Raw genomic sequence first — 26,135 nt, 5'->3', positions numbered from 1 at the left:
TTTGCGCCGATATGCTGATCGACAGTCACGTCAATCTCCACGCTTCCCAGTTCGCCGAGGATCAGGCGGAGGTCATCGACCGGGCCCGCGCCGCCGGCATCGAGATGATGGTGACCATCTGCGACAAGGTCTCGTCGTTCGAGGCCGTGCACGCTATCGCCATGGCGCATGACGACATCTGGGCGACCGTCGGAACACACCCGCACGAAGCCAAGGAGAATCCACAACTTGAGGCAAAGATTCTCATCGATCTTGCGGCGCGCCCCAAGGTGATCGGCATCGGCGAATGCGGCCTGGACTTCCACTACGACCTGTCGCCGCGCGACGTGCAGGCGCAGGTGTTCCGCGCCCATGTGACGGCGGCGCGCCAGACGGGCCTGCCGCTGGTGGTTCACACCCGTGAGGCCGACGAGGTGATGGGCCAGATCCTCGAGGAGGAGTACGCCAAGGGCCCGTTCAAGCTCCTGATGCACTGCTACACCAGCGGCGCTGAGCTGGCGCGGCGAGCGGCGGCGCTTGGGGCCTGGTTCTCCGTCTCCGGCATCGCCACCTTCAAGCAGGCCGAGGACGTGCGCGCGGTGATCGCCGACATGCCGGCCGACCGGATCATCGTCGAGACCGACTGCCCCTATCTGGCGCCCATTCCCATGCGCGGCCGGCGCAACGAGCCGGCCTACCTGCCGCATATCGTCGACAAGCTGGGTGAAATTCGGGGCTGGTCGCGCGAGGAGGCCGAGAAGCGGACGGAGGATGCGTTCTTCGCCCTGTTCGATCGGATCCCGCGTCCGTGACCCTGGAACTGACCATCCTGGGCTGCGGCTCATCCGGCGGCGTGCCGCGGGCGGACGGGGACTGGGGAGCTTGTGATCCGGCCCAGCCGAAGAACCGTCGCACCCGGTGTTCGCTGCTGGCCCGGCGCAAGGGCGGGGCGGATGAGACCACCATCGTCGTCGACACCTCGCCGGACCTGCGCGAGCAGTTCATCGCCGCCAAGGTCAGGCGCGTAGACGCGGTCCTTCTGACCCACGACCATGCCGACCAGACCCACGGAATCGACGACCTGCGGGCCTTCTATCAGCGCCAACGCGCGCCGATCCCGACCTTCATGGATCATCCGACCCAAGCCAGTCTGGTGACCAAGTTCGACTACATCTTTCACGCTAAGGGGGGCTATCCGGCGATCTGCGAGCCGTGGGTGATCCCGCCGCATGGCGAGGCCTGGTCGGTGAACGGTCCGTCCGGCGCTATCGCGATCACCACCTTCGATCAGGACCACGGCGAGGTCCGTTCCGTCGGCTATCGGATTGGAAACGCCGCCTATTCGCCGGACGTCCGCGATATTCCCGAGAGCAGCTTTGCGGCCCTGGAAGGCCTGGACGTCTGGATCGTCGACGCCCTTCGCTGGACGCCGCATCCGACCCACGCCCATGTGGAGAAGACCCTGGGCTGGATCGAGCGGGTAAGGCCCAGGCGGGCGATTCTGACCAACATGCACATCGACATCGACTATGACGACGTGCGCGCCAAGCTGCCGGCCGGTGTCGAGGCGGCCTATGACGGCATGACCGTGGAGATCGCTCTGTGAGCGCCGAGGCCGAGACCCTGATCCGCGCCCGGCGCCGGATGAGCAACGAGGCCATCGCCAAGCATGACGCCGCCAAGCTGCGCGGCTTCTTCGCCGCCGATGTGAAGGTGATCGTCGGCGACGGGTCGCTGATCCAGGGCGTGGATAACCTGATCGCGGCCTTCAAGGGTCAGTTCAAGGACCCTGACTTCGTCAACTATCTGCGTACGCCCGCCACCATCACCCTCGACGCCTCCGGCGAGCGGGCGGCGGAGGAGGGGCGCTGGGTCGCCACCTGGCATGGCCAGACCGGACTGTCGGGGCCGTATCTGGCCGGGTGGAGCCGGATCGACGGGCGCTGGATGATCGATTCCGAGCTCTTCGTGACGGTCGGCGCCTAGCGGCGGCGGCGAACAAACAGCGCGTAGATCAAACCGACGCCCGAAAACCAGATCACCGCCGTGTAGAAGGTCGGCCGCGCGCTTGGCTCGATCGCCATGACCACGGTCACCAAGGCGATGAAGGCGATCACGATCCAGTTGGATGCCGGGTAGAGCAGGGTCGGAAAGCGCAGGGCGGCGCGCTCCTCGGCGGCCAGCCGGCGGCGGAACGAGAAGTGGGCCAAGACCACCATCAGCCAGGTCCACAAAAGCAGCGCCGCCACCAGGGACATGACATAGCCGAACACCTGCTCGGGGAAGGCGTAGTTCAGCCCGACGCCGACCAGCATAGCCAGGGTCGAGGCGGTGATGGCGTTGGTCGGCAGTTGGCGCTTGTCGTTGCGGGCTAGGAAGGCCGGCGCTTGTCCGCGCGCGGCCATGGCCGACAGCACCCGCCCGGTGGCGAAGACGCCGCTGTTGCACGACGAGATCACCGCCGACAGCACCACGAAGTTGATGACGCCCGCCGCGCCGGACAGGCCGATCTTCTGCAATACGGCCACGAAGGGGCTCTCGTTGGCGGGGATGCCGCTCCACGGCGTCACGGCCATGATCACCGCCAAGGAGCCGACGTAGAACAGCAAGATGCGCAGGATCACGCCGTTGATCGCCTTGGGCAAGGAGCGCTCGGGATCCTCGGACTCCGCGGCGGTGACGCCGACCAGTTCGGTTCCTCCAAAGGAGAAGAGGGCGGTGGGCAGCACGGCGAAGAGACCGGCGAGGCCGAACGGGAACATCCCGCCACGGCTCCACAGATTGGCGAACGAGGCGTCCTTGCCCGCCGCGCCAAAGCCGAACAGGACCAGCGCCGCGCCGCCGACGATCAGCAGGACGATGGCGGCGACCTTGATCAGGGTCAGGGCGAACTCGACCTCGCCGAACAGGCGCACGCCGACGCGATTGGCGATGTAGAGGCCGACGAGGGTCATCAGCGCGGTGATCCACTGGGGAAAGTCCGGCGCCCAAAACTTTACGAACACCCCGGCGGCGGTGATCTCGGCGATCCCGACCAGGACCCAGATCAGCCAGTAGCTCCAGCCGCTGATGAAACCGGCCCAGTGGCCGACCAGGTCATCCACGTGGCTGGTGAAGGCCGGGACCGCCGGGCGGTTGAGGGTCAACTCGCCCAGGGCTCGCGCCATCAAAAAGACGGCCAGGCCGGCCATGGCGTAGGCGATCAGAACGCTGGGGCCCGCCTGGGCGATCGCCGCGCCGCTGCCCAGGAAGAGACCGGCGCCGATCGCGCCGCCGATGGCGATGAACTGGATGTGGCGGGTCTTGAGGGTGCGTGCGAAACGCGGGGTCTCGGTCGTCATGCGGCTCCGATCAGGCCGAAAGGCCGATCACCGGCGTCAGGTCCACCTGGGCCAGGTTGGTCTGTTTCATCTCAGCGCCCGTGAAGTTGGCGCCGCGCAGGTCGGCCTCGACCAGGCTGGCCCCGGTCAGGTCCGCGCCCTGGACATCGAGATAGCGACCGCGCACGCCGGTCAGGTCGGCGGTCACCGCGCGGGTTCCGACGACCAGCGGCCCAAGGGTCGCCTTGCGCATGATGGTTTTGGTCAGGTTGGCTTGCATCAGCTTGACGCCGCGCAGGTCCGCGCCCGACAGGTCCGAGCCGCGCAGGTCGGCGCCGTCGAGACGCGCGCCCTGCAGCTGGGCGCCGGCCATGCGCAGGCCCACCAGGCAGGCGCGCCGGGCGCTGATGGCGGTCAGCTTCAGGTCGGAGATCAGGTGGATGATCGGGCGCAGGTCCTCGCCGTCGACGATGGCGGGCGCGCCCTGAGCGCCGTCGGTGCGACACCAAAGATCGTGCTGGACCAAGGTTGCGTGCAGCGCCTTGGCCTTTTCGAGCGCCTGTTCGGTGGGATCGACCACGCAGCCGCCCAGGCGTGCGCCCTTGGAGCGCGCCCCGGTCAGGTCGATCTGCATCAGGACCGCGCCTTCGAAATTGGCCTTTTCGATATTGGCGTTGGTCAGGTTGGCCCCGCGCAGGATCGCGCCGGTGAAGTTTGCGCCACGCAGGTTGGCGCCGCGCATCATCGCACCGCTGAGCGAGCAGTCGGAGAAGTCAGCCGCCATGGCGGTGACGTCATCGAGCTGAGCCTCGGTCAGGGTGGCGCCGTGCAGGTCGGCCTCGTCCAGTTCGGAGACGCGCAGGTCGGCGTTTACGTTCTTGCCAGGCACGGCCGCGCCGCCGCTGGGGGCGTCGACGATGCCCGGGCGAAGGTCGGCGCGGGTCATGTCGACCTGGGCCAAGGTCGCGCCACGCAGGCACACGCCGCGCATGTCGGCGTCGACCAGATTGGCCCCGCGCAGATCGGCCCGGCGCAGATCGCAGCCGAACATGTTGGCGCCGGTGAGCTTGACCCCGGCCATCTGGCAGCCTTCGAGCACCGAGGCGGACAGGTCCACACCCGACAGATCGCGGCGCGACAGGTTGAGGCCCGACAGGTGCATGAACTTAAGGACGGCGCGCTTGCCGCCGGGCTGACGGGCCACGAACTTGGCGTGGGCGCTCATCAGCATGTCGAGTTCGGGCTGGGTAAGCCGACGACGGCCCGAGCGGTCGTTCTCCGATCTCAACCCCAACTCCCCCCGGCAAGAGGCGCGACGCCTCAGCGAATGGGCGGTCTCGCACCCGCGCGAACGCGGGTCAATATGAGTTACAGCCGGGGAGGGCCGGTGAGCGCCGTAACCGCCGGAGCGCCCGGCGAATTGCGGCTGATGGGGTCGCACCAGTTGAAGAGGTCCTTCGTGCGGCGTCCGGCCAGGCCGTTGTCGATCAGCACCTGTCCCAGATCCAAGCCATCCAGCGTCACCAGCGCGAAGGCGCGGTCATATTCGTCCTTGCCGCCGGTTTCCTCGATGCTGACCGAGCGGGCGTTGTTGACCAGGCGCTGGACGATGGCGACGCCCTGGCGCGCGGCGACGGCCTCGGCCCAGCAGCGGGCGTCGGGGATGGTCTCGGGCGCGAAGGCGTTGGAGAGCCGCAGGTGGCGGCCGTCGATCACCAGGATGTCTGCGCTGATCACCGTGGCGCGGCTGCCGACCGAGGGCTGCACGTCGGCGATGTCGGCCTCGGACTCCTTTTGCGGGGAGCAGGCGGCGAGCGCGAGCAGGGCCGCGGCGATGATCGGTGTTCTAAAGCGCATGACGTTGGGTGACCCTGAGCCTTCTGGTCAGTTGTGCGCGCGACGCGGGAATTCAAGGCCGAGCTTCAGCTTTGGGTGCGATTGATCTTCGTCGCTCGTCGTTGCATCAGCATATGTACATATGAATCACCTGGCGGATTGAATGGCCAAGGACGTCGCGTCCGAGAACATGGTGCTGCGGACGGTTTACCTGCCCAAGGCGCTGGATAAGCAGCTTCGCGCGATCGCGTTCGAGGTCGAGCTGAGCAAGGGCGAGCTGATGCGCGTGCTGATCGCGGAGGCGATGCAGCGTCGCGCCTCCAAGGGCGAGGCCGCCTTCGAGCGCGCCGACGCACAGCCCACGTCGATGAAATCTGCGGCCAAGACGCCCGTGAAGGCCAAGTCCGTCGCGCCGCCGGCGACGCCTGCTCCTCCTCCGTCTCCACCGGCGCCTCCACCGGCCCCCGAACCGGCCGTCGAGGCGCCGCCCGCCAAGGCCGCCAAGCCGCGCGCGCCCAAGCCCGCGCCGGAGCCTAAAGCAGCGCCAGAGACCCAACAGAGCAGCATCTTCGACTTCCTGTAGCCGGCGCGGCGGGCCATCATCGAGCGGCAGGGGAGTCGGGGACAAAGCGTATGAAGATCGTCTCATTGGCGGCGGCCGCCGCCGTCGGCTTGGCGTCTCAGGCGCTAGCGGCGACCTATGTGCTGGAGCCGGACGCGGTCTGGACCGCGGGGCAGGCGACGCCGCAGAAGGGCTGGTCGGTCACGGTCGATGGGACCAAGATCGTCCGGGTCGGACCGCGCGGCGATCCGCCTATGGGCGCCGAAGTGGTCGCTCTGCCGGGGACAACGCTGATCCCCGGGCTGATCGAGCTGCACTCCCATCTGTTGCTGCACCCCTACAACGAGACCACCTGGGACGATCAGGTGCTCAAGGAGTCGCCCTACTACCGCGCCTTGCGCGGCGGACGGGACGCGGCGCGCACGCTGCAGTCTGGCTTCACCACTCTGCGCGACCTGGGCAGCGAGGGCGCGGCCGACGCCGATGTCTCGCTGAAGAAAGCCATCGACGATGGGGTGATCGAAGGGCCGCGCCTTGTGGTGGCGACCTGGGCGATCGTGGCCACGGGGACCTATGGCCCGCGCAAGGGCTTTCGCACCGACATGGACCTGCCGCAGGGCGCCGAGGAAGTCAGCGGCGAGGCGCAGATGGCCTCGGCGGTACGGCGGCAATCGGCGGCAGGCGCCGACTGGATCAAGCTCTATTCGGACTATCGCACCGGACCGGACGGCTCGACCCGCCCGACCTTCACCCAGCGCGAGCTGGATGTGGCCGTCGAGATCGCCCATGCCTCGGGGCGGCCAGTGGCGATCCACGCCGCCGGCGACGAAGGCATCCGCCGTGCGGTGCTGGCCGGGGCCGACACCATCGAGCACGGCTATGGCGCGTCGGAGGCGACCTTCAAGCTGATGAAGGACAAGGGGACGACCTATGTGCCGACCCTGACCGCGCCGGCCTCAACTTCTCAGTACTTCCAAGGCTACGTGCCGGGCCAAAGCGCTCCGACGCCTTCCATGGTCGCCGCCGAGAAGGCGTTCCGCACGGCCCTGCGGCTAGGCGTGAACATTGGCGTCGGCAGTGATGTGGGCGTCTTCACCCACGGCGAAAGCTGGCGGGAGCTCGACTGGATGGTCCGCTACGGCATGACGCCCATTCAGGCCCTCACCGCAGCCACCGCCGGCAACGCCAAGGTGCTGCGCCGCGACGCCGACCTTGGCCGGCTGCAGGACGGCTTCCTAGCCGATCTGGTGGCGGTTCAGGGCGATCCGACAAAGGATATCGGATCGCTCCGTCACGTGCGTTTTGTGATGAAGGCCGGCAAGATCTATCGGCAGCCTCAATAGCGCCAGCTGGTCAGGTCAGCCCCCTTGGGCGCGGTCTCTTCGATGCGCTTGAGGATTTTGGGCAGGTAGAAGGTGTTGTAGCGAAGCCTGGAGATGGCGATGGGATTGGCCTTGTCGCCGTTCCAGCAGTGCTCGGCCCGGTCGCCGTAGACGACCTCGCCGCCAAAGGGCGGATCGGTCTTCTTGAGGAAGTCCTCCATCAGGTAGACGGCGTTGTTGAGATAGAAGTTGTCCATATCGCCAGTGTAGATGTTGAGCTTGCCCTGCAGCTTGGGCCCCAGCGTCTTCCAGTCGCGCTCGAGGATGTGGCGCAGGTCGTAGTTTTCGCGCCAGTATTCCAGGACCGACTTGTCGATCACGCCTGTGGCCTTATCCCATAGCGGTATCGGGTAGCCGTCCGGCCCCTGCGGCGAAAAGACGGCGAAGAAGGCGTCCCATTGCGCCCCGGAGCGGGTTTTGGAGCCGAGCACGCGCTCGTATCGGTTCTCCATCTCGTTGGTGTGCGACACGTGGCCTAGGTAGTTACGGCCCACGGGCCGCTCCACGCGCCCGAAGGGGCCGATCCGCCAGAACGCGTTATCGTCCTGGTAGATGTCCACGACCTTGAACTGCCGAAAGTCGACGCTGTCCGGACAGGCTGCGTAAGCGCCGTTGTAGTCGTCGGGATACTTGACCTGTACGCCGAGGGCCTCCCAGCCGCCGGTGGAGCCGCCATAGAGGAAGCGGGCCCAGCCGGCGCCAAGGCCCCGGTACTTCTTCTCGAGCGCCGGGATGAACTCATGGGTGATGGCGTCGCCATAGGGCCCGATATTGGCCGAGTTCACCGCATAGCTGTCGTCGTAGTACGGGTTGGAGTGATCGATCTCCACGATCAGCATGCGCGGGAACTTGTCCGACACCCACTGGCGGTAGAAGTCGTAGGCCTCCTGCTGCTCGGTCCTGTTGTAGCAGGGCAGATTGAAGCGCTCGGAGTACTCGCACTTCAGGTTGGGATCGGGCGGCGTGGTGCGAAAGCCGCCAAAGTCCTCGGGGAAGTGGCCATGGAAGATGGCCAGCGGGTATCTGGCCTCCGGATGCTTGTCGAAATCCTTGGGCACCAGGACGTGGCCGCGGATGAAGACGTCGCGGCCCCAGAACTTGGAGAGCTTGTCGCTGCGGATCTTGAAGTGGCGGACGAACTCGGTGTCCTTGGGCTCGGCGATGGGCGGATTGACCCGATCCAGCGTCACTTCGATCTCGCCGGCGCGCTTGGGATCAAAGTCGATCTGCCTGGGGGTGGAGACCAGGTTGCCCGGCTCCTTGCGCCAGTTCTGGCCAGCGCCGCGGGCGGCCGGCAGCTTCACCACCTTGCCGTTCTCAAGCTTGTAGGTGTCGTACTTGTGCAAGACCGCCTGCACGAAGTAGCGGCCGGCGGGGACCTCGCTGAGGCTCTTGGCCGGATAGCCGGTCTCATCCAGGGCGATGACCGCCGATCCGCCGCGGGCCAGACCTTCCACATCCGTGCCGACGATCTGGGCGGAGGCGAAGGTGCGATCGACCTGGCTGATGGGCGCCGAGCCACCCTTGGCGGTCAGTACCAGCAGCACCCGCCCGTCATAGACCGCCTCGGGCGCGGACGCCGGAATGGTCACCTTGAAGCTTTGCGCCATGGTCGGGGAGGCGGCCATGCAAAGGGCGCCCAGGCTGAGAGAGGCGGCGAGGGCGCGTTTCATGCAAAAGCTCCAGGACTTAAGGGTGCGCCTCCTCGGCGATGGGCCGACGAAGACGCAAGGGAATGAAAAGGACCGCGCAGACCGCTAGCCCCACGAAGGTGTTGATGATCAGCGGCACGGCGATGTCGGGCGCGCCCAGCACGCTGACGGCGATGAAGATCGCCGTGCCTTCCTGGCGCACCAGGTGCGAGCAGATGACTGCCGTGGCGTCGGGCCCCTCTAATCGGGCGGCGCGGGCCACCAAGACGCCGATCGCGGCGTTGATCAGGTTCACCAGCAGGACAAGGCCGACGATCAGGCCCATGGAATCGGCCAGCACCGTGCGCTGGCGCGCGGCTATCCAGGCGAAGACCAGCACCAGGACGATCGATCCGGCGGTCTTGATGGGCGCAGCCCAGCGCGCGGCCAAGTTCGGGAAGGCCCGCGCCGTCGCCAGCCCGGCGCTGACGGGGCCCACGGTGATCAGGGCGACCTTGGCGAAGAGATCGCCCGTCGGCGCCTGGATGCGCCGCACCTCTCCAAAGGCGAGCTCGACCGCGTAGTGCGCCACCAGGGGCGCAGCGATCACATAGAGCGCGCTGATCATCACCGTCAGGGCGATGGAAAGGGCGGTGTTGCCCCGGCAAAGGTCGGTGGCGACATTGGCCAAGATCCCGACCGGGCAGGTGGCCAAAAGAACAAGACCCACCGCCGAGGCCGGGGTCGGCGCAAAGGCCCAGGCCACCGCCACGCCCGCCAGGGGCACCAGCAGAACAATGCCGATCAGGCCCGCGACCACGGGCCGACGATCGATGGTCAGGGTCTGGAAGGCGCGTGGTTTGAGCGACAGGCCGATGGCGAACATGATCGCCGCCAGCGAAGCTGGCAGGAGCACGCTCTCGGCGATGTTTGCGAGGCTTGGCCCGCCCATGGTGCGTTCCCCTAGCGCGCACGTCAGGACTCCTTGCCTAGCAAGCGGCTCTTGGCTTGTCTCAACGCGCGGCCCAGCCGCAGCATCAATCCGGGGGCCTGGCGCATAAAGGGCACACGCCCGATCCGCTTTGGTCGCTCGACAGCGATGGCCGGACGATAGCGGCCGTCGCTCAACAGCATGCGCGCGATCTCCCGGCCGACGATGGCGTTGGTGGCGATCCCCCGCCCGTTACAGGCCTGAACGGCCAGGAGCCCGTCGTCCAGGGCGACGATGCGCGGCAGAAGGCTGCTGTTGATCCAGGCGACCCCTTCCCAAAGATGCTCGATGCGCACCGGCTCGTAGTCTAGGAGCATGTCCGCCAGGCGCCGGTTGACCGCCGCCTCGATCGCCTCGGCCGAGGCCTCTTCCTTGACCGGATAGAAGGTCACCATCCGCTCACCCTCGGCGAAGCGGATCGAGAAGATGTCGAGCTCAAGATCGGTGAGCGACTGGCCGCCAGGCAAGATGGAGGCCCGCAGGCGTTGCGAGATCGGCGCTGTGGCCAGCTCATGCACGCGCATGGGAAGGACGGTGGCGTCGAGGCTGGGATGGAGGAACTGGTTGCCGCCGTTGGCGCACAGCACGATCTTGTCGGCCTCGACCACGCCGCCTCCAGCTTCCAGCCGCCAGCGCGTTCCGACCCGCTCAAGGGCGGTTGCTGGGCTGTGATGGAAGAGAGCGGCTCCGGCCTCGACCGCGCGGGCCGCTAAGCCGGCGGCCAGCTTGAGCGGATTGACCCCGCCGCCGCTGGCGTCGAGCACGGCTGCGCCGTAGCCGCGGCACCCGGTCATGGCCTGGGTGGTCGCCGCGTCCAGGACGCTGAGGTCCTGGCGAAACGGCCTCCACTCCTCAAGCACCTGTTGCAGCCGCTGCTCGGCCGCGGCGCCCCGCGCCGGGGCGATGAAGCCGTAGGGTCGAGCGTCGCAGTCGATCTGCAAGGTGCGGATCAGATCGAACAGATGGCCGCCGCTTTCTCCCACCAGATGCAGCCAGCTGGCGCCAAGGTCGGGACCTAGCTTCTCCAGGACCTTGTTGGGCGTGGTGCGCACCAGTTGCGGTGCGATGATCCCGGCGCTTGCACCTAGGGCGCCGGCGCCGGGCGTCACGGCTTCGACCACGCAGACGGTCCGCCCCGCCGCCGCCAGTTCGCAAGCCAGGCTGAGGCCGGCGATGCCGGCGCCGACAATGGCGATCTCGACGTCCTGACGACCATCCAGCGAGGGGCGAGGGGCAGGGCCGCCGCCGACCGCACCCCAAAGAGAATGGCGCATCATGGCGCCAGCTCCAGGGTAAGCTCACAGGCCCCGTTTTGGCGGATGAGGCGCGCCGCCTGGGCCAGGCCCGCGAGGTCTTCTGGAATGACCCGAGCGCAAAGAGAGCCCTCGATCCAGCCGCCGGGGAAGAAAAGGCGGCCATCCTCGCCGTAGAAGACGCCAAGATCCAGGCCGCCCTCGGCGAATGGGCGGGTCGGCCCGACCGGACCGGGCGTGAAGGGTGTGAGCACCAGGTCGCCGGCCGCAGGCTGGCGTACCGGGTTCTCCACCTGAAGCCGGTCAAGATCGATGCCTACGGGCAGTTCGCGGCCGGGCAGGGGGCAGGAAATCTCTGGTCCTGTCCACATCGCGTGCAACGCCGCGCGCGGAACATTCTGGCGGGCCAGTATGACCAGCACTGCGCACGAAGCGGGCGCCTGCGCCTCCAGAAGGTCAAAGCGCGCATCCAGACCGGAGCGCGGCTCGCATATCCTCAGGCGCGCCATCGGGCACACCTGCGTCTGGGTGTTCTGATCGACATGCGCCCCCCGATCGCCGCCGCCATATTGCGACCATTATCACGCGATTTGGAGCGAATAAAATGATCTTGTCCAGCGGTCGCCGTCGTTGGGGCGTAGGCGCCTATTCCAGAGGCGAGCGGTTGAGGTTGGCGCTCATGATCTGCAAGGTCGCCACAAGGCGCGTCAGTTCGGCGTGGCTGATCCCCTCGGTGGCGCGGGCGATCAGCTTGGCGATCATCGGGGTGAGGCGATCGAGCAGGGCCTTACCCTCTTGGGTCATTCTGACCTCGGTGACGCGACCGTCCTCGCCGCCCTGACCGGTGGCCACCAGGCCCATCTGGCTCATCTTGTCGACGATGCGGCTGACAGTGGTGCGCTTGATCAGGGCGGTGTCGGCCAGGAAGGTCACGCTGCTGGGTTGGTATTCGCGCAAGACCGTCAAGATGCGGTAGATCGGCCTTGTTATTCCATGCCTTTGCAGGGTCCGCTCCATGGCGTCGTGATACATGAAGTCGGCGTGGGCGATGAGGTAGAACGGCGAGCTCGACAAGCGAAACGTCGCGCTGCTGGGATCGAACATCGAGGTTGGATTCAAGTTAGGGTCCTTCTGGCGCGCGCCTCTATACGGGCGAACGCCGGTCACCGAAAGGGCTCGGATCAAAAGCCGCCGCCCAGGTCCCGCTGCAGACCACCCCTGCAGGTCCGCGCAAGACAGATTGGGCTGCGACGCGACCGTCGCCTTACCGGTCATTGAATGCGCCGGTCAGCGCCGGCTCTTAAGATCACTTGTGAACGCCGATTGGGCGCCAGGCAAGATGCTGCGTCCGCAGTGTGACGTTCGCTTGACAGCGTTTTCAAGATGCGCCCATTCTCACGCAAATTGACGATCCGTTCATCGTCATTGGGGGGGGGTGCCATGTCCAGCGTTGTGAAAAACCGAAACCTCAAGGCTGCCTGGGCCGCGGCGGTCGCCGCCGCGCTGGCGCCGCTCGCCGCCACGGCCGCCGAGCCGCCAGTGATTCCCATGAGCGAGGTCGAGCAAGCCAAGCCGGCCATGCCGCCGATCCTGACCATGCGCGATCGGGCCAAGGTGCAGAACCGCCTGCTCGCCGAGCGCCTGGACACGGTCGTGCCCCGCCTGATGCGCGAGCAGAAGATCGACATGTGGGTGCTGGTCGCCCGCGAGTATTTCGAAGAGCCGGTGATCGCCACCATGCTCAACGCCGAGAGCATGCACGCCCGGCGCCGCACCATCCTGGTCTTCTACGATCCGGGCGAAGGCAAGCCGATCGAGCGGCTGACCGTCAGCCGCTACGGCCTGGGCGGGCTTTTCAAGGCCGCATGGGTCCCTGAGCAACAGCCTGACCAGTGGAAGGCGTTCGCCGACCTGGTGGCCGCGCGCAACCCTGACAAGATCGCCATCAACACCTCGGCGCTCACCGCCTTTGGCGACGGCATGACGCTTAGCCAGTATGGCGAGATGACCAAGGCGCTGGATCCGAAGTTCAAGGACCGCATCGTCTCGGGCGAGGCGCTGTCGGTGGGCTGGCTTGAGACGCGCACGCCGGCCGAGATGAAGATCTATCCGGGCATCTTGCGCCTGGCCCACTCGATCATCGCCGAGGCCTTCTCCAGCGAGGTCATCAAGCCAGGCGTCACCACCACGGACGATGTGGTGTGGTTCTATCGCGAGCGGCTGGCCCGCCTTGGCCTGATCGCCTGGTTCCAGCCCTCCATCGCCGTGATCCGCCAGGGCCACAAGGACATGCTCGAGGGCGACACCGTCATCCAAAAGGGTGACATGCTGTGGACCGACTTTGGCATCACCTATCTGCGGCTGAACACCGACACCCAGCACCTGGCCTATGTGCTGAAGGACGGCGAGACCCAGGCCCCGGCAGGCCTGCGCGCGGGCCTGGCTCAGGCCAACAGGGTGCAGGACGCTTTGCTCTCCTCCTACAAGGTGGGCGCAAGCGGCAATGAGATCTTGAAGGCCGCCCGGGCAAAGTCGATCGCCCAGGGCCTGAAGCCGTCCATCTACACCCACCCGCTGGGCTATCACGGCCATGCCGCCGGCGCCGCGATCGGCATGTGGGACAACCAAAACGGCGACGACAAGGGCGAATGGATCGTGCGGGCCGACACCGCCTGGTCCATCGAGCTGGCCGCCTACGCCAAGGTCCCCGAATGGGGCGGCGACGAAGTGCAGTTCCGCACCGAGGAGAACGCCTTCTTCGACGGCGAACGCGTCCGCTTCTTGGATGGGCGCCAGACCGAGATCACGCTCATCGGCGGGGGCCGGTAAGCACATGGCACGGGGGAGAGACATGACGGGATGGAGCAAGGCGCTGGCGTTCAGCGCCGCCTTGGGAGCCCTGATCCTGGCGGCCTCGCCGGCGTCGGCCGAGACCTTCAAGGTGAGCGTGCCCAAGGACGCGCCGCAAGGATCCTATGATGGCCGGGTGATGGTCATGTTGACCCCGGACGGCAAGACCGAGCCCAAGGATCAGACCCGCCCGGACTATTTCGGCGCCCAGATGTTCGGCGTCACCGTCGATGGCCTCAAATCGGGCGAGTCGACGAGCGTGGGGAAGGGGGTCTTGGGCTTTCCGGCCGAGGACCTGTCGCAGGTCCCCGCCGGCCGCTACTTCGTGCAGGCGGTCTTGCACAAGTACGACACCTACAAGCTTGAGAACGGCAAGGTGGTGAAGCTGCCGGCCGCCCGCGGCGCTGGCCAGAACTGGCGCAAGGAGCCGGGCAACCTGGTCTCCACGCCCAGGCAGATCGACTTTGATCCCAAGCGCGCCGGCGAGATCGAAGTGACGCTGGATCGGGTCAATCCGCCCATCGCCGAGCCCAAGGACACCGAGTTCGTCCGCCACTTCAAGATCCGCAGCGACAAGCTCTCCAAGTTCTGGGGCCGCGACGTCTTCATCCGCGGCCACGTCCTGGTGCCCAAGGATTTCGACAAGCATCCGGAGGCCAGATACCCGCTGGCCATCTTCCACGGCCACTTCCCCGAGGACTTCGGGGGCTTTCGCACCACGCCGCCCGATCCCAACCTGAAGTGCGAGTACTCCGAGCGCTTCAATCTGCCCTGCTACAACAAGACCGAGCAGCAGGAAGCCTACGACTTCTATCGCCAGTGGGTGTCGGACAAGTTCCCGCGCATGCTGATCGTGGAGATCGATCACTCCAACCCGTACTACGACGACAGCTATGCGGTGAACTCGGCCAATATCGGGCCCTATGGCGACGCCATCACCCATGAGTTCATCCCGGCGCTCGAGAAGAAGTACCGGGGCCTTGGCGCCGGCTGGGCTCGCTTCCTCTATGGAGGCTCCACCGGCGGCTGGGAGGCCCTCGGCGTACAGGTCAAATATCCCGACGACTACAACGGCGCTTACGCAGCCTGTCCGGACCCGATCGATTTTCGTCAGCTGATGGTCACCAACATCTACGAGGACAAGAACGCCTATTGGCGCGAAGGCCCGTTCACGCGCATCGCCCGTCCCGGCAAGCGCAACTATCTGGGTCACGTCCCCTATACGATGGAGATGGAGAACCGCTGGGAGCTGGTCATGGGTGACAAGACCCGGTCCGGCGGCCAGTGGGACATCTGGGAGGCGGTGTTCTCGCCCATGGGCGAGGACGGCTATCCGCAGCGCATCTGGGACAAGCGCACGGGCGTGATCGACCCCAAGGTCGCCGCCTACTGGCGCGAAAACTACGACCTGCGCCACATCCTGGAGCGTGACTGGAAAACGCTGGGTCCCAAGCTGCAGGGCAAGATCAACGTCTATGTCGGCGACATGGACAACTTCTATCTCAACAACGCCGTCTACCTGATGGAGGACTTCCTCAAGAAGACCGATCCGCCCTATGGCGGCGAGGTGACCTACGGCGACCGCGACGAGCACTGCTGGAACGGCGACAAGGCCAATCCCATCGCCATCTCCAGGCTTCGCTACAACACCTTCTACCTGCCCAAAATCCTCAAGCGCATCGAAGAGACCGCGCCCAAGGGGGCTGACCTGACCAGCTGGCGGTACTGACCGACCCGCCGCCGGCGACATGTTCCACCCAAGCTTAAGGCCAGGCCGCTTCGACACCCGAAGCGGTCGACGCCCAAGCCTTGCTCCGACCTAGCCGGAAGATCCCGGCGCAGCCAAAATCCAAGGGGGATAAAATGGCTTCTACCTTACGACCTGGCGCGACCTTGAAGGCCGCGCTTCTGGCGACCAGCCTGTTCGGGGGTCTGGCGGTCGCGCAGACGGCGCATGCTCAAGACGACGCGGTCGTCGAAGAGATCGTCATCACCGGCACGCGCATCCGCTCGGCCAATGTCGAGAGCGTCAGCCCCATCGTGCAGATCGGCGGCGAGGAGTTCGCCGCGCGCGGCGCGACGCGCACCGAAGACCTGGTCAACGCCCTGCCGCAGGTGTTCGCAGCTCAGGGCGCGGCTGCGTCCAACGAGGCGACCGGCACCGCCCAGGTCGACCTTCGCGGCCTGACCCCATCGCGCACCCTGGTTCTGGTCAACGGCCGGCGTCTGCCCTACGGCTCGCCCAAGTCGACCCCGTCGGACTTGAACCAAGTGCCCGCGGCCCTGATCAAGAACGTCGAGGTCCTGACCGGCGGCGCCTCGGCCGTCTACGGCTCGGACGCCATCGCCGGCGTGGTCAACTTCACGCTTTTGGACAACTTCGAAGGCATCAAGCTGGGCGCGGCTTTCAGCACCTTCCAGCACAACAACGACCGCGGCGGTCTGCGTGATCTGCTCGATCAGAACAATGCGCGCCTGCCGGGCGAGTACCTGAAGCCCGACAAGAACGTCTGGAATGGCTTCACCCAGGACTACTCGATCATCGCGGGCGTCAACAGCGCCGGCGGCGAGGGCAACATCACCGCCTACGCCACCTATCGAAAGGTGGATGCGGTCCTGCAAAAGGACTACGACTACAGCGCCTGCGCCCTGGGCACGACGGGCCCCAACGGCAGCCAGTATTCCTGCTCGGGTTCGGGCTTCAACAACCCGGCCAACTTCTCCAACACCGCAGGGCTGGCCGGCGTGCCGACCGCGTTCCGCAACGCCAACGGCACCTTCGCGGCCGGCACGCAAACCTTCAACTTCGCGCCCTACAACTACTATCAGCGGCCTGACCAGCGCTACACGCTGGGCGCCATCGGCCACTACAAGATCAACGACATGTTCGAGCCCTACTTCGAGGTGGGCTTCATGGACGACCGCTCGGTCGCCCAGATCGCGCCGGGCACGGTGTCGGGCGGGATCTTCGGCAGCGCCGGCGGGATCAACTGCGACAACCCGCTGCTCAGCGCTCAGCAAGCCGGCTTCCTCTGCACGTCAGGCGGAAGGGCGACGGGGAGCAACTACGACGCCGCGGGCGCCTATCTTGGCCCGCAGAGCATCGCCAACGGCGTCGTGCTGTCGCGCCGCAACGTCGAAGGCGGCACGCGCCAGGACGACATCCGCCACACCACCTTCCGCTTCGTCGGCGGCCTGCGCGGCCAGCTGAACGAAGCCTTCAGCTATGACTTCTTTGCGTCCTACGCCAATGTCAGCTACCGCTCGCGCTTCACCGGCGACGCCAACCAGCAACGGGTGGCCAACGCCTTGAACGTGGTCACCGATCGCCGCACCGGCTCGTCGACCTTCGGCCAGGCGGTCTGCGCCATCAACGCCGACGCCAACAGCGGCAACAACGACGCCAAGTGCACCCCGCTCAACTACTTCGGGACCAGCGGCACTAGCGCAGCGGCCATCGACTACATCGCTAAATCCAAGAGCATCACGGGCGACACGGCCCTGACCGACATCGTCTTCTCGGTGAGCGGCGATCTTGGCAAGTACGGCATCACCAGCCCGATGGCCGAGAACGGCGTAGGCGTCGCCTTCGGCGCCGAATACCGCAAGAACACCCTCGATCTGGTGCCGGACGAGGCCTACCAAAACGCCGTAAGCCCGGAGTTCCCCGTCAACGGCACGACGTCGGCCAAGGAACTCTTCGCCGAAATCAACGCCCCGCTCGTGGAAGGCCGCACTGGCATCCACCTTCTTTCGTTCGAAGGCGCCTATCGCTATTCGGACTACAACACCGGCTTCAAGACCGACGCCTTCAAGGCTGGGCTGAACTGGTCGCCGGTTCGTGAGCTGCGCCTGCGCGGCTCCTACCAGCGCGCGGTCCGCGCCCCCAACGTCGTCGAGCTCTTCTCCTCGCAAAGCCTCTTCGAGGCCGAGCTGACGGAACTGGCCAACGGCCTCTACGATCCGTGCGCGGGGGCCACGCCCTTCGCGACGGCCGCCCAGTGCGCCCGCACCGGCGTCAGCGCCGCCCAGTACGGCCGCGTCATCGACAACCCGGCCGGCCAGTTCAACTCGCTGATCGGCGGCAACCCCGACCTGAACCCCGAAAAGGCCGACACCTACTCGCTGGGCGTCGTGGCCCAACCGGGCTTCGTGCCGGGCCTGACCGTCTCGCTGGACTACTTCAGCATCAAGGTCGCCGACATGATCGGCTCGGTTAACCCGGGCCTGGCCATGAACAACTGCCTGGCCAGCGGCGATCCTTACTTCTGCAGCCTGATCCAACGCGGCGCCGGCGGCAGCCTGTGGCTGACCGACGACGGCTACTTCAAGCGGTTCAACATCAACACCGGCTCGCTGACGACCTCGGGCGTCGACCTGTCGGTGGACTACCGCCTGAACCTGGCCAACCTCGGCATGGAGAGCCTGGGCGCCATCAACTTCAACCTGGTTGGCACCTGGCTCGACAAGTACGAGACCGAACCGCTCCCCAACTCGCCGACGTCCGACGTCTATGAGTGCTCGGGTCTCTACGGCGGCCTTTGCGGTCGTCCGCGTCCCGAATGGCGCCACAAGCTCCTGGCCAGCTGGAGCTCGCCGTGGAACGTCCAGTTCAACGCCACCTGGCGCTACATCTCGGAGGTGAAGATCTCCCAGACCAGCAGCCAGCCGGCCCTCAGCGGCAGCTTCTCGCAGGCCAATGAGAAACTGGCGGCGCGCAGCTACTTCGACCTGTCGGCGGCCTATGACATCCGCGAGGGCGTGTCCCTGCGCGCCGGCGTCAACAACATCTTCGACAAGGATCCGCCGCTGACCACGACGGCGGCCATCGAGGACGGCGGCAACGGCAACACCTACCCGCAGTTCTACGACGCGGCGGGCCGCTATCTGTTCGGCGCCATCACGGTGGCGTTCTAAGACGGTTCGGCGACCGGTCGTTGACCCGCCCGGTCGCCGCACTCCGCCTTGCGGGCCTAGCCCACAGCCTGGCCCGCAAGGTCCCCTTACTGTTCTGAAGGATCACCCATGCCGTCGCTTCTCGCCCGATCGCTCGTCGCCGCCGTCGCCGCCTCCGCCATGCTCGCCCAGTCGGGCGTGGCGGGCGCCGCGCCGGCGGGACCTGCGCCCACCGACGCCGACCGCGCAGCCGCCCGCGCCTTGCTCAAGACCCTGGTCGCTATTCCAAGCGCCAAGGGGCGAGGGCAGGTCCCCAAGGTGGTCGAGGTGGTGACAGCCCGCCTGGCGCAGGCCGGCTTCGCGCCAGAAGACATCGTTCGCGTGCCCATCGATATCGATGGCGAGCGCACACAAGGCCTCATCGTCCGCTACAAGGGCAAGGGCGGTCCCAAGAAGCCCGTGGCCCTGCTCGCCCACATGGACGTGGTCGACGCGGTCCCCGGCAGCTGGACGAGCGACCCTTATGTTCCAATGGAGAAGGACGGCTACCTGCATGGCCGAGGCTCCACCGACAACAAGTTCGCCGTCACCGTGCTGACCGAGACCTTCGCGCGGCTCAAACGGGCCGGCTGGACGCCCGATCGCGATCTCTTCCTCGCTTTCTCGGGCGACGAGGAGACCGGCATGCTGTCGACGCGCAAGGTCATCGCCCATCCGCTGATGCAGGGCGTCGAGTATGCCCTGAACGCCGACGCCGGAGTCGGCCTGCTCAGCAAGGACGGCAAGCCCGTGGCCTTCAGCATGCAGGCGGCGGAGAAGACCACGGCCACGTTCGAGCTGACCGCGTCCAACCCGGGCGGCCACAGCTCGGCGCCGCGTCCCGATAACGCCGTCTACGACCTGGCCGACGCCCTCAAGGCCGTCCAGGCGCTGAGTTTCCCGGTCGAGCTCAACGAGATCACCCGGCCCATGGCCGCCAAGATGGCCAAGGACGAGGGCGGCGCTTTCGGCTCGGCGCTGGAGCGCCTGCTGACCGATCCGACCGATGCGGCGGCTATTGCCGAGGCCAAGCGCCATCCCAATTCCAGCAACATCCTGTGGACCACCTGCGTGGCCACCATGCTGCGCGGCGGCAATGCGCCCAACGCCTTGCCGACCGGCGCCACGGCCACGGTCAACTGCCGCATCCTGCCGGGCACGCCGGCCGCCGCGGTCCAGGCCAAGATCCAAAAGGCCGTGGGCGACAAGATCGCCATCTCTCTGGTGGGGGAGGCGGTGGAGAGCCCGATTTCCCCGGTGCGCAAGGACATCCTGGCGGCCCTGCAGACGGCGACCAACGCCACCTGGCCCGGCGTCACCCTGGAGCCGAGCTTGTCGTCGGGCGGCACCGAGGGGCGCGAATATCGCCGCGCCGGCGTGCCGACCTATGGGGCGGGAAGCCTTGGCCTTTTCCCCGACGACATGCGCGCCCATGGCGCCAACGAGCGCGTGCCGCTGGCGTCCTTCGACAAGGAGCTGACCTATTGGAACGTGCTCTTGGGGGAGATCGCCGGTCATGGACGCTAAACGTTTCTCCATCCACCGGCGCGGCCTGATGGCGGGCCTGGCCGCCGCGGCTGCGACGCCCGGCTTTGCTCTGGCCAAAGCCCGACCAGCGCCGATCTCAGCGGCCGAGCGGGCAGGGCGGATCGCCAAGGCCCAAAGGCTCCTGCAGCAGTCGGGTCTGGCGGCGCTGATCGTCGAGCCGGGCTCGAGCATGATCTATTTTTGCGGCGTGTCGTGGTGGCTGAGCGAGCGACCAACCCTGCTGATGATCCCGCGCGAGGGGCCGGCGGAGATGATTACGCCGGCCTTCGAGGAAGATCGCCTGCGAGAGCTGCTGGCCATCGCCGCCGACGTGCGCGTCTGGAACGAGCATGAAGACCCTTACGCCCTGGCGGCCGGCTGGCTGATGGATCGCAAGCTTGGCGGCGCCAAGCTGGCTTTCGACGCCGGCGTTCGCCACTTCGTCTCCGACGGGATCTTGAAGGCCGCCCCCGGCGCCAGCGGGGTGAGCGGAGCCGCCATCGTCGACGCGTGCCGCATGATCAAGTCGCCGGCCGAGATCGCCCTGATGCAGGCGGCCACCGACATCACCATCGCCGCCTATCGCAAGGTCGGCGGCGCGATCGCCATCGGCATGACGCGCCAGGACATCACAGGCGCCATGCATGCGGCCATGGCCGCTGGCGGCGGCGCCACACCGGCGGGCGAGGCGACGGTCGATGCGGCCACCAGCTTCCCGCACGGCAGCACCAAGCCGCAGGTCGTGCGGTCCGGCTCCGTGGTGCTCATGGACTTTGGCTGCACGGTCGAGGGCTATCACGCCGATGTCTCGCGCACCTGCGTGATCGGCGAGCCCGCAGCGGCGGTGCGCACCGTGTGGGAGGATGTCCGCAAGGGCCAGGACGCGGCCTTCGCCGCCGCACGGCTAGGCAGGCCCGCCGGAGAGGTCGACGACGCCGTGCGCGCCTTCTACGCCACGCGCGGCTATGCGCCAGGCTACGGCACGCCGGGCCTGACCCATCGCACCGGCCACGGCATTGGGCTTGATGTCCACGAGCCGGTCAATTTCGTGCACGGCGAAAAGACGCTGCTGGCGGCGGGCATGTGCTTCTCCAACGAGCCGGGCATCTATGATCCGGGCCGCTTTGGCGTGCGCATTGAGGATTGCCTCTACATGACCGCCCAGGGCCCGCGCTGGTTCTCCGAGCCGCCGCCCTCGATCGACACGCCCTTTGGCCCGTAAAGGTCGTCCAGGCTGACAAGGCGGCGATCAATGACTTGCCTGACGCCCAGGAAGACGACCGCCTCCTGAAACTGGCGTTCGCCCGCAATGCCCGCATAGTCACTCACCGGGCGCCCACGTCAAATTCGTTAGTGGGAAAGCTCGACCCGCACTGAGGAGCGAGTGTGTCTCAGGACCTGAACTGGCGGATCGATCACACCGGCGTCGGGGTTGGCGACATCCGAGCCTCCGCACGCTTCTACGACGCGGTCCTGGGCAGCCTTGGCCTTCGCCCGCTCATGCGCATCACCACGACGTTCGGCCAGGCCAGCGGCGCCGATGATCCCGACCTGGCCGGCGTGGGCTACGGCCGCGACTATCCGATCTTCTGGATCGACCTCTTTCATCCTGCCGGCGTCAGACAGCACACCGCGTTCAGAGCAATAAGCCGCGCGGAGGTCGAGGCCTTCCACCGATCGGCCATCGAGGCCGGAGGCCGCGATAATGGCGCTCCGGGACTTCGCACGGGCGGCTATCCATCGGGGTACTTCGCCGCCTTCGTTTTCGATCCGGATGGAAACAACATCGAGGCGGTCTTCCGAGAAGCCTAGCCTCACCAAGCCGAAGGCTGCCAATCGCCAAGGCGGCTCATCGGCGGGTGCCGCAGATTGTTCGCAATCAAGCCTGATCGCCGTAAGTCATTCTCACTTGCGCCGCCGCCTGTGGATGAACGACGGTTATTGTTTTGTTCTTATTGTCGCTTCGATAAAGTCACCTTCCCAAAGGCTGGAGGAGGACCCTGATGAAAGTTGCGCTGCACTCTGCACAATCGCTTCTGGCCACGCTGAACCCGCGCGACCGTGCGGATATCGAAGCGCGCGCCGCCAGGGATATCGCCGAAGCTTCGGCCGGCACGCCGAGCGAAATCGCCGCCCTGGCCAACGCCGTGGCGGAAAAGCCGTGGGCCTATCCGGTCAATCGTGAGGTGGCGATTCTCGTCGCCGCATGCCTGACTGTGAAGGCGGCGGTCATGGAAACGGGCGCCGCCGCCTTCGCAGGCTGATCGCCTAGTAGCGCCGAGCGGCGCGGATCTCGAAATAGGCCGTCGGCGCGCCTTCGCTGTGCGCCACGACGGTGATCGGCAGGACGCGACCATCTTCAAGCGCCAACTCCGCGGCCCCTTCGCGGAAGGCCGCCCGCAGTTGCTCGATATCCCCCGTCAGCGAGCCTTTGCCCTGGGCCAGATTGCGATCGCCATCGATCGAGAAAGCGACGGGTTCCTTGCAACGACGGAAGGACAGGACGGCGTCGCCCACGAATGGTTCACGCTTGGCTTTGGGCATATCGCCTCCGGTTTGATTGCAGCTTGGCAGTTAAACGCCGGGCGCGGCCTTATGCTCCCTGGTGAACCTTGTTTTGTGGTCTAGATCCCCAGCGCAGCCCGATAGCCTGGATGCACCATGTCGTGCAGATCGGGATGGCGCTGGATGTAGCCGGCCACGAAGGTGCAGGCCGGCATCACCAGCAGCTGGCGCTCGCGCACCCAGGCCATGGCCGCCTTGACCAGGGCCGAGCCGACACCGCGCCCTTCGAAGAAGACAGGCACCTCGGTGTGGGGAAAGAGCACGCCGCTGGCCAGCACGCGGTACTCGGCATAGGCGACCTTGTCGTCGAGATGGATTTCGAAGCGGCCGTCGGCCTCGTTGTTGATGACCTCGAAAATCTCGTCGCTCATGCCGCCTCCTTGAAAGAGAAAACGGCCGGCGAACGCTCCGCCGGCCGCGTCAGCTGATGTCCTAGCCCAGGTTGCGCTTGTAGAGGTCCAGCAGTTCGGCCCAGGCCCTTTCGGCGGCCGGCTCGTTGTAGACTTGGCTGCCCTTGACGGTCCAACCGTGGGCGGCGCCGGCATAGACCTCGACCTTGGAGGGGCGCTTGGCGGCGTCCAGCGCGGCCTTGAACTTCTCCTTGGCGCTCGGGTCCTGCTTGTCGTCGTTCTCAGCCACCAGGACCAAGTACTCGGCCTTGGTCTTGGGCAGCAGCAGGTGGGGGCTGGTCGGCTGGTCGGTGAAGAGGCCGCCCCCGTGGAAGCTGGCTACCGCAGCGATGCGGTCAGGCACGGCCGCGGCCGTCTGCACCGACAGCGGCCCGCCCATGCAATAGCCCTGAACGCCGGCCTTCTTTTTCTTATTGGTTTGCGGTTGAGCGTCGAGGAAGGCCAGATAGGCCGTCGCGTCGCGCGCGGTGCCGTCCGGCGTCACCGTGGCGCGCATCGGCGTGATCTTGGCGCGATCTTCAGGGTTGGAGAAGTTGAAGCTTCCCTCGATCACCGGGGCGCGTTTGACGCGGTAGTAGAGGTTGGGCACCAAAACCACATAGCCCGAAGCGGCCAGGCGGCGGCCCATTTCGCGAAAGGCGGGACGCAGGCTCATGACATCCGGCCAGATCAGCACGGCGGGCCAGCTGCCCTTGCCTTCGGGATAGTAGAGGGCCGCATCAGCGGTCCCGTCGGCGGTCTTGATCTCCACGTCCTTCTCAACAACCGCCGCGGCGTGCGCCGCCCCGGCGACGCCGGCAGCCGCCACGGCCATCAGGCCAAAGGCGCGGCGAGAAAGGCTTGGGTCAACAACCAGGCCCGGGTGGATGTCGTCGTCACACATGGCTGTTCCTCAAACCTCTGCATTGAAACTGGCCGGCACTGTTGCCCGGACCGCAGCCGAGGGGAAGGGGCTCCTTAGCGCGCAAGGATATCGAGGTTCCGCCGAACGAACTTGACCGGCGGCGCAAGGCGGACTGACATCCCCCGCCTCGGGCTTTAAGGCCCGGATACGTTTTGGGGGAATATCCATGAAGAAGATTGTCCTGGCCGCCGCGCTCGCGGCCGGCGCCACCTTTGCCATGACCGCGCCGCACGTGCTGGCCCAGCCCGCAGCCGCCCTGCAGTCCGACGCCGTCGCCGCCTTCCGTAAGATCGCCGACACCGAGTGGGCCTGGCGCCAAAAGGAGATTCCCCAGCGCGGCAATCTGGTGATGCCCGATGTCAGCGCCGCCGCCCAGGCGCGCCGTCTGGCCTACTGGGAGAATGTCCAAAAGCAGTTGCAGGGCGTGGACATCTCCAAGCTGCCGATCTCGGAGCGCACGACCTACGCCGTCTACAAGCACGACATCGACAACTTCGTCGAGGACGGCCGCTTCAAGCTCTATGAGATGCCGTTCAACGCCGACAGCTCCTTCTGGGCCGGCCTGGCGGGCCAGGCGCGCCGGACCATGACGACGACGGCCGAGTACGATCAGTACCTCACCCGTCTGCGCGGCACGCCAAAGTACTACGACGACCAGATCGCCAACATGCGCGCCGGCATCAAGCGCGGCTTCACCCAGCCACGTGAGACCCTGGCGGGCCGTGACGCCTCCATCGCCGCCGTCGCCGACGTGACCGATCCCAAGGCCAACCTCTTCTACGAGCCCTTCAACAAGATGCCGTCGTCGATCCCGGCGGCGGACCAAGCGCGCCTTCGCGCCGAAGCGCAGACTGTGATCGCCCAGGCGGTGATCCCGGCGCACCAAAAGCTGCTGACCTTCTGGCGTCAGGAATACCTGCCCAAGGCCCGCACGACGCTGGGCGCCGAAGTGCTGCCGGACGGCAAGGCCTTCTACCAGTCGCAGATCCGCCAATACACGACCACCAACCTGACCCCCGACCAGATCCACAAGATCGGTCTGCAGGAGGTGGCGCGCATCACCGGAGAGATGGAAGCCATCAAGACCAAGGTTGGCTTCCAGGGCGATCTGGCGGCCTTCAACACCTATCTGAAGACTGACAAGCAGTTCAAATTCGACAAGCCCGAGCACCTGCTGTGGTACGGCGCCTGGATCATCAAGAAGGTCGACGGCCAGCTGCCGCGCTATTTCGGAACGCTGAACGAGACGCCTTTCACCCTGATCCCGGTGCCGGACAACATCGCGCCGTTCTACACCGCCGGTCGCGGCGGCAATGGCTCGTGTCAGCTCAACACCTACGACCTGCCGTCGCGCCCCAAGTACAACATCGCCGCCCTGACGGTGCATGAGTGCAATCCGGGCCACGCCTTCCAGGGCATCGTCCAGCGCAACATCAAGGGCCTGCCTCCCTACCGCACGCAGACCTACATCAGCGCCTACGGCGAGGGCTGGGGCCTCTACACCGAAAAGCTGGGCGTCGAGATGGGCGTCTATGAGACCCCATACGACGACTTTGGCCGTCTGAGCTACGAGATGTGGCGCGCCGCCCGCCTGGTGATCGACACCGGCGTGCACGCCAAGGGCTGGACCCGCAAGCAGGCCATCGACTACCTGGCCAGCCACACTGCGCTCTCCGACCACGAAGTGACGACCGAGGTCGATCGCTACATCACCTGGCCGGGCCAGGCCCTGGCCTACAAGCTGGGTCAGATGGAGATCCTGCGCATCCGGGCGAAGGCCGAGGCCGAGCTTGGTCCCAAGTTCGACATCCGCGCCTTCCATGACCAATTCTTGGCGCTCGGCGTGGCGACCCTGCCGGCCCTGGCCGAGGAGATGGACGCCTTCATCGAAGAGTCCAAGACCAAGACGACCGCGGCCCAGTAGCCGCTTATCGGACCCGCGCGGCCCTGCTTGAGCGCCGCGCGGGTCTTGCACTTGCCGAGCTTGCGA

The 26,135-nt window shown here is 66.5% G+C and carries 24 protein-coding genes; 13 read left to right on the top strand and 11 right to left on the bottom strand.

The features are described from left to right. Window positions 1–11 precede the first annotated feature (11 nt). The 3 genes from ABOZ73_RS00555 to ABOZ73_RS00545 are packed head-to-tail and all read left to right on the top strand — an operon-like array spanning window position 12 to window position 1,965. Window positions 12–791: a TatD family hydrolase gene (locus ABOZ73_RS00555; protein ID WP_369059868.1), complete on the top strand. Its 780-nt coding sequence runs from the start codon at window positions 12–14 to the stop codon at window positions 789–791. Next, on the top strand, window positions 788–1,585 hold the full coding sequence (locus ABOZ73_RS00550) for an MBL fold metallo-hydrolase (RefSeq protein WP_369059867.1): 798 nt from the start codon (window positions 788–790) through the stop codon (window positions 1,583–1,585). The genes ABOZ73_RS00555 and ABOZ73_RS00550 overlap by 4 nt, the downstream gene beginning before the upstream one ends. Then, the gene (locus tag ABOZ73_RS00545; protein ID WP_369059865.1) at window positions 1,582–1,965 is read left to right on the top strand and encodes a DUF4440 domain-containing protein; all 384 of its coding nucleotides are present in this window, start codon (window positions 1,582–1,584) and stop codon (window positions 1,963–1,965) included. Before ABOZ73_RS00550 ends, ABOZ73_RS00545 begins: the two co-directional genes overlap by 4 nt. On the opposite strand, the gene ABOZ73_RS00540 is transcribed toward ABOZ73_RS00545, so the two are convergent. The 3 genes from ABOZ73_RS00540 to ABOZ73_RS00530 form a co-directional block, all read right to left on the bottom strand. Beyond that, on the bottom strand, window positions 1,962–3,320 hold the full coding sequence (locus tag ABOZ73_RS00540) for an amino acid permease (RefSeq protein WP_369059863.1): 1,359 nt from the start codon (window positions 3,318–3,320) through the stop codon (window positions 1,962–1,964). The genes ABOZ73_RS00545 and ABOZ73_RS00540 overlap by 4 nt on opposite strands. 10 nt (window positions 3,321–3,330) lie before the next feature. Further along, window positions 3,331–4,587 carry a pentapeptide repeat-containing protein gene (locus ABOZ73_RS00535; protein ID WP_369059861.1) on the bottom strand — a complete coding sequence of 419 codons (1,257 nt, stop codon included), beginning with the start codon at window positions 4,585–4,587 and terminating at the stop codon, window positions 3,331–3,333. 80 nt (window positions 4,588–4,667) lie between these two features. Continuing rightward, a complete protein-coding gene (locus ABOZ73_RS00530) occupies window positions 4,668–5,156 on the bottom strand; it encodes a thermonuclease family protein (protein ID WP_369059859.1) in 489 nt (162 codons plus the stop codon). A 142-nt stretch (window positions 5,157–5,298) separates the two neighbouring features. Between ABOZ73_RS00530 and ABOZ73_RS00525 the strand changes: the two genes are divergently transcribed. Both ABOZ73_RS00525 and ABOZ73_RS00520 read left to right on the top strand, forming a co-directional pair. Further along, window positions 5,299–5,718 carry a hypothetical protein gene (locus ABOZ73_RS00525; protein WP_369059857.1) on the top strand — a complete coding sequence of 140 codons (420 nt, stop codon included), beginning with the start codon at window positions 5,299–5,301 and terminating at the stop codon, window positions 5,716–5,718. Window positions 5,719–5,768: 50 nt separating this feature from the next. Continuing rightward, window positions 5,769–7,040: an amidohydrolase family protein gene (locus tag ABOZ73_RS00520; protein ID WP_369059855.1), complete on the top strand. Its 1,272-nt coding sequence runs from the start codon at window positions 5,769–5,771 to the stop codon at window positions 7,038–7,040. On the opposite strand, the gene ABOZ73_RS00515 is transcribed toward ABOZ73_RS00520, so the two are convergent. The 5 genes from ABOZ73_RS00515 to ABOZ73_RS00495 all read right to left on the bottom strand — a co-directional run bounded on the left by ABOZ73_RS00515 (window position 7,034) and on the right by ABOZ73_RS00495 (window position 12,058). Then, window positions 7,034–8,752 carry a hypothetical protein gene (locus ABOZ73_RS00515; protein ID WP_369059853.1) on the bottom strand — a complete coding sequence of 573 codons (1,719 nt, stop codon included), beginning with the start codon at window positions 8,750–8,752 and terminating at the stop codon, window positions 7,034–7,036. The two genes, ABOZ73_RS00520 and ABOZ73_RS00515, sit on opposite strands and share 7 nt — an antisense overlap. Window positions 8,753–8,768: 16 nt before the next feature. After that, window positions 8,769–9,662 carry a bile acid:sodium symporter family protein gene (locus tag ABOZ73_RS00510; protein ID WP_369059852.1) on the bottom strand — a complete coding sequence of 298 codons (894 nt, stop codon included), beginning with the start codon at window positions 9,660–9,662 and terminating at the stop codon, window positions 8,769–8,771. A 23-nt stretch (window positions 9,663–9,685) separates the two neighbouring features. Beyond that, window positions 9,686–10,978 carry an NAD(P)/FAD-dependent oxidoreductase gene (locus ABOZ73_RS00505; RefSeq protein ID WP_369059851.1) on the bottom strand — a complete coding sequence of 431 codons (1,293 nt, stop codon included), beginning with the start codon at window positions 10,976–10,978 and terminating at the stop codon, window positions 9,686–9,688. Continuing rightward, the gene (locus tag ABOZ73_RS00500) at window positions 10,975–11,463 is read right to left on the bottom strand and encodes a DUF3830 family protein (RefSeq protein WP_369059850.1); all 489 of its coding nucleotides are present in this window, start codon (window positions 11,461–11,463) and stop codon (window positions 10,975–10,977) included. The genes ABOZ73_RS00505 and ABOZ73_RS00500 overlap by 4 nt, the downstream gene beginning before the upstream one ends. A gap of 136 nt (window positions 11,464–11,599) precedes the next feature. Then, window positions 11,600–12,058, bottom strand: a complete 459-nt coding sequence (locus ABOZ73_RS00495) for a MarR family winged helix-turn-helix transcriptional regulator (RefSeq protein WP_369059848.1) — start codon at window positions 12,056–12,058, stop codon at window positions 11,600–11,602. A 336-nt stretch (window positions 12,059–12,394) separates the two neighbouring features. On the opposite strand from ABOZ73_RS00495, the gene ABOZ73_RS00490 reads away from it, so the two are divergent. The 7 genes from ABOZ73_RS00490 to ABOZ73_RS00460 all read left to right on the top strand — a co-directional run bounded on the left by ABOZ73_RS00490 (window position 12,395) and on the right by ABOZ73_RS00460 (window position 22,530). Further along, the gene (locus ABOZ73_RS00490) at window positions 12,395–13,783 is read left to right on the top strand and encodes a M24 family metallopeptidase (RefSeq protein ID WP_369059847.1); all 1,389 of its coding nucleotides are present in this window, start codon (window positions 12,395–12,397) and stop codon (window positions 13,781–13,783) included. A 22-nt stretch (window positions 13,784–13,805) separates the two neighbouring features. Beyond that, the gene (locus ABOZ73_RS00485; RefSeq protein ID WP_369059845.1) at window positions 13,806–15,533 is read left to right on the top strand and encodes a hypothetical protein; all 1,728 of its coding nucleotides are present in this window, start codon (window positions 13,806–13,808) and stop codon (window positions 15,531–15,533) included. A 164-nt stretch (window positions 15,534–15,697) separates the two neighbouring features. Continuing rightward, window positions 15,698–18,721: a TonB-dependent receptor plug domain-containing protein gene (locus tag ABOZ73_RS00480; protein ID WP_369059844.1), complete on the top strand. Its 3,024-nt coding sequence runs from the start codon at window positions 15,698–15,700 to the stop codon at window positions 18,719–18,721. A 108-nt stretch (window positions 18,722–18,829) separates the two neighbouring features. Further along, entirely contained in the window at window positions 18,830–20,266 is a 1,437-nt protein-coding gene (locus tag ABOZ73_RS00475) for a M20/M25/M40 family metallo-hydrolase (RefSeq protein ID WP_369059842.1), read from the top strand. After that, complete coding sequence (locus ABOZ73_RS00470) at window positions 20,256–21,488, top strand: M24 family metallopeptidase (RefSeq protein WP_369059840.1); 1,233 nt, start codon at window positions 20,256–20,258, stop codon at window positions 21,486–21,488. The genes ABOZ73_RS00475 and ABOZ73_RS00470 overlap by 11 nt, the downstream gene beginning before the upstream one ends. A 164-nt stretch (window positions 21,489–21,652) precedes the next feature. After that, entirely contained in the window at window positions 21,653–22,078 is a 426-nt protein-coding gene (locus ABOZ73_RS00465; protein ID WP_369059838.1) for a VOC family protein, read from the top strand. A gap of 191 nt (window positions 22,079–22,269) precedes the next feature. Further along, window positions 22,270–22,530 (top strand): hypothetical protein, encoded by a 261-nt coding sequence (locus ABOZ73_RS00460; RefSeq protein WP_369059836.1) that lies wholly within the window; start codon window positions 22,270–22,272, stop codon window positions 22,528–22,530. A gap of 4 nt (window positions 22,531–22,534) precedes the next feature. On the opposite strand, the gene ABOZ73_RS00455 is transcribed toward ABOZ73_RS00460, so the two are convergent. The 3 genes from ABOZ73_RS00455 to ABOZ73_RS00445 form a co-directional block, all read right to left on the bottom strand. After that, window positions 22,535–22,810 (bottom strand): hypothetical protein, encoded by a 276-nt coding sequence (locus ABOZ73_RS00455; protein ID WP_369059834.1) that lies wholly within the window; start codon window positions 22,808–22,810, stop codon window positions 22,535–22,537. 80 nt (window positions 22,811–22,890) lie between these two features. Continuing rightward, a complete protein-coding gene (locus tag ABOZ73_RS00450; protein ID WP_369059832.1) occupies window positions 22,891–23,202 on the bottom strand; it encodes a GNAT family N-acetyltransferase in 312 nt (103 codons plus the stop codon). Window positions 23,203–23,263: 61 nt separating this feature from the next. Further along, window positions 23,264–24,124 (bottom strand): dienelactone hydrolase family protein, encoded by an 861-nt coding sequence (locus tag ABOZ73_RS00445; protein ID WP_369059831.1) that lies wholly within the window; start codon window positions 24,122–24,124, stop codon window positions 23,264–23,266. Window positions 24,125–24,311: 187 nt separating this feature from the next. Between ABOZ73_RS00445 and ABOZ73_RS00440 the strand changes: the two genes are divergently transcribed. Continuing rightward, window positions 24,312–26,069: a DUF885 family protein gene (locus ABOZ73_RS00440; RefSeq protein WP_369059829.1), complete on the top strand. Its 1,758-nt coding sequence runs from the start codon at window positions 24,312–24,314 to the stop codon at window positions 26,067–26,069. The last annotated feature ends 66 nt before the right edge of the window (window positions 26,070–26,135 follow it).

The organism is Caulobacter sp. 73W (genome assembly GCF_041021955.1).
GTDB lineage: Bacteria > Pseudomonadota > Alphaproteobacteria > Caulobacterales > Caulobacteraceae > Caulobacter.
The sequence above is the reverse complement of the archived record's forward strand: the minus strand, read 5'-3'. Positions and strand labels throughout refer to the sequence as shown.

What these genes read in the sequence shown, in the direction of transcription:
- ABOZ73_RS00555 (WP_369059868.1), top strand. Translation starts at nt 12, where the DNA reads ATGCTGATCGACAGTCACGTCAATCTCCACGCTTCCCAGTTCGCCGAG.
- ABOZ73_RS00540 (WP_369059863.1), bottom strand. Translation starts at nt 3,320, where the DNA reads ATGACGACCGAGACCCCGCGTTTCGCACGCACCCTCAAGACCCGCCAC.
- ABOZ73_RS00530 (WP_369059859.1), bottom strand. Translation starts at nt 5,156, where the DNA reads ATGCGCTTTAGAACACCGATCATCGCCGCGGCCCTGCTCGCGCTCGCC.
- ABOZ73_RS00525 (WP_369059857.1), top strand. Translation starts at nt 5,299, where the DNA reads ATGGCCAAGGACGTCGCGTCCGAGAACATGGTGCTGCGGACGGTTTAC.
- ABOZ73_RS00520 (WP_369059855.1), top strand. Translation starts at nt 5,769, where the DNA reads ATGAAGATCGTCTCATTGGCGGCGGCCGCCGCCGTCGGCTTGGCGTCT.
- ABOZ73_RS00515 (WP_369059853.1), bottom strand. Translation starts at nt 8,752, where the DNA reads ATGAAACGCGCCCTCGCCGCCTCTCTCAGCCTGGGCGCCCTTTGCATG.
- ABOZ73_RS00510 (WP_369059852.1), bottom strand. Translation starts at nt 9,662, where the DNA reads ATGGGCGGGCCAAGCCTCGCAAACATCGCCGAGAGCGTGCTCCTGCCA.
- ABOZ73_RS00505 (WP_369059851.1), bottom strand. Translation starts at nt 10,978, where the DNA reads ATGATGCGCCATTCTCTTTGGGGTGCGGTCGGCGGCGGCCCTGCCCCT.
- ABOZ73_RS00500 (WP_369059850.1), bottom strand. Translation starts at nt 11,463, where the DNA reads ATGGCGCGCCTGAGGATATGCGAGCCGCGCTCCGGTCTGGATGCGCGC.
- ABOZ73_RS00495 (WP_369059848.1), bottom strand. Translation starts at nt 12,058, where the DNA reads ATGTTCGATCCCAGCAGCGCGACGTTTCGCTTGTCGAGCTCGCCGTTC.
- ABOZ73_RS00490 (WP_369059847.1), top strand. Translation starts at nt 12,395, where the DNA reads ATGTCCAGCGTTGTGAAAAACCGAAACCTCAAGGCTGCCTGGGCCGCG.
- ABOZ73_RS00485 (WP_369059845.1), top strand. Translation starts at nt 13,806, where the DNA reads ATGACGGGATGGAGCAAGGCGCTGGCGTTCAGCGCCGCCTTGGGAGCC.
- ABOZ73_RS00475 (WP_369059842.1), top strand. Translation starts at nt 18,830, where the DNA reads ATGCCGTCGCTTCTCGCCCGATCGCTCGTCGCCGCCGTCGCCGCCTCC.
- ABOZ73_RS00470 (WP_369059840.1), top strand. Translation starts at nt 20,256, where the DNA reads ATGGACGCTAAACGTTTCTCCATCCACCGGCGCGGCCTGATGGCGGGC.
- ABOZ73_RS00460 (WP_369059836.1), top strand. Translation starts at nt 22,270, where the DNA reads ATGAAAGTTGCGCTGCACTCTGCACAATCGCTTCTGGCCACGCTGAAC.
- ABOZ73_RS00455 (WP_369059834.1), bottom strand. Translation starts at nt 22,810, where the DNA reads ATGCCCAAAGCCAAGCGTGAACCATTCGTGGGCGACGCCGTCCTGTCC.
- ABOZ73_RS00450 (WP_369059832.1), bottom strand. Translation starts at nt 23,202, where the DNA reads ATGAGCGACGAGATTTTCGAGGTCATCAACAACGAGGCCGACGGCCGC.
- ABOZ73_RS00445 (WP_369059831.1), bottom strand. Translation starts at nt 24,124, where the DNA reads ATGTGTGACGACGACATCCACCCGGGCCTGGTTGTTGACCCAAGCCTT.
- ABOZ73_RS00440 (WP_369059829.1), top strand. Translation starts at nt 24,312, where the DNA reads ATGAAGAAGATTGTCCTGGCCGCCGCGCTCGCGGCCGGCGCCACCTTT.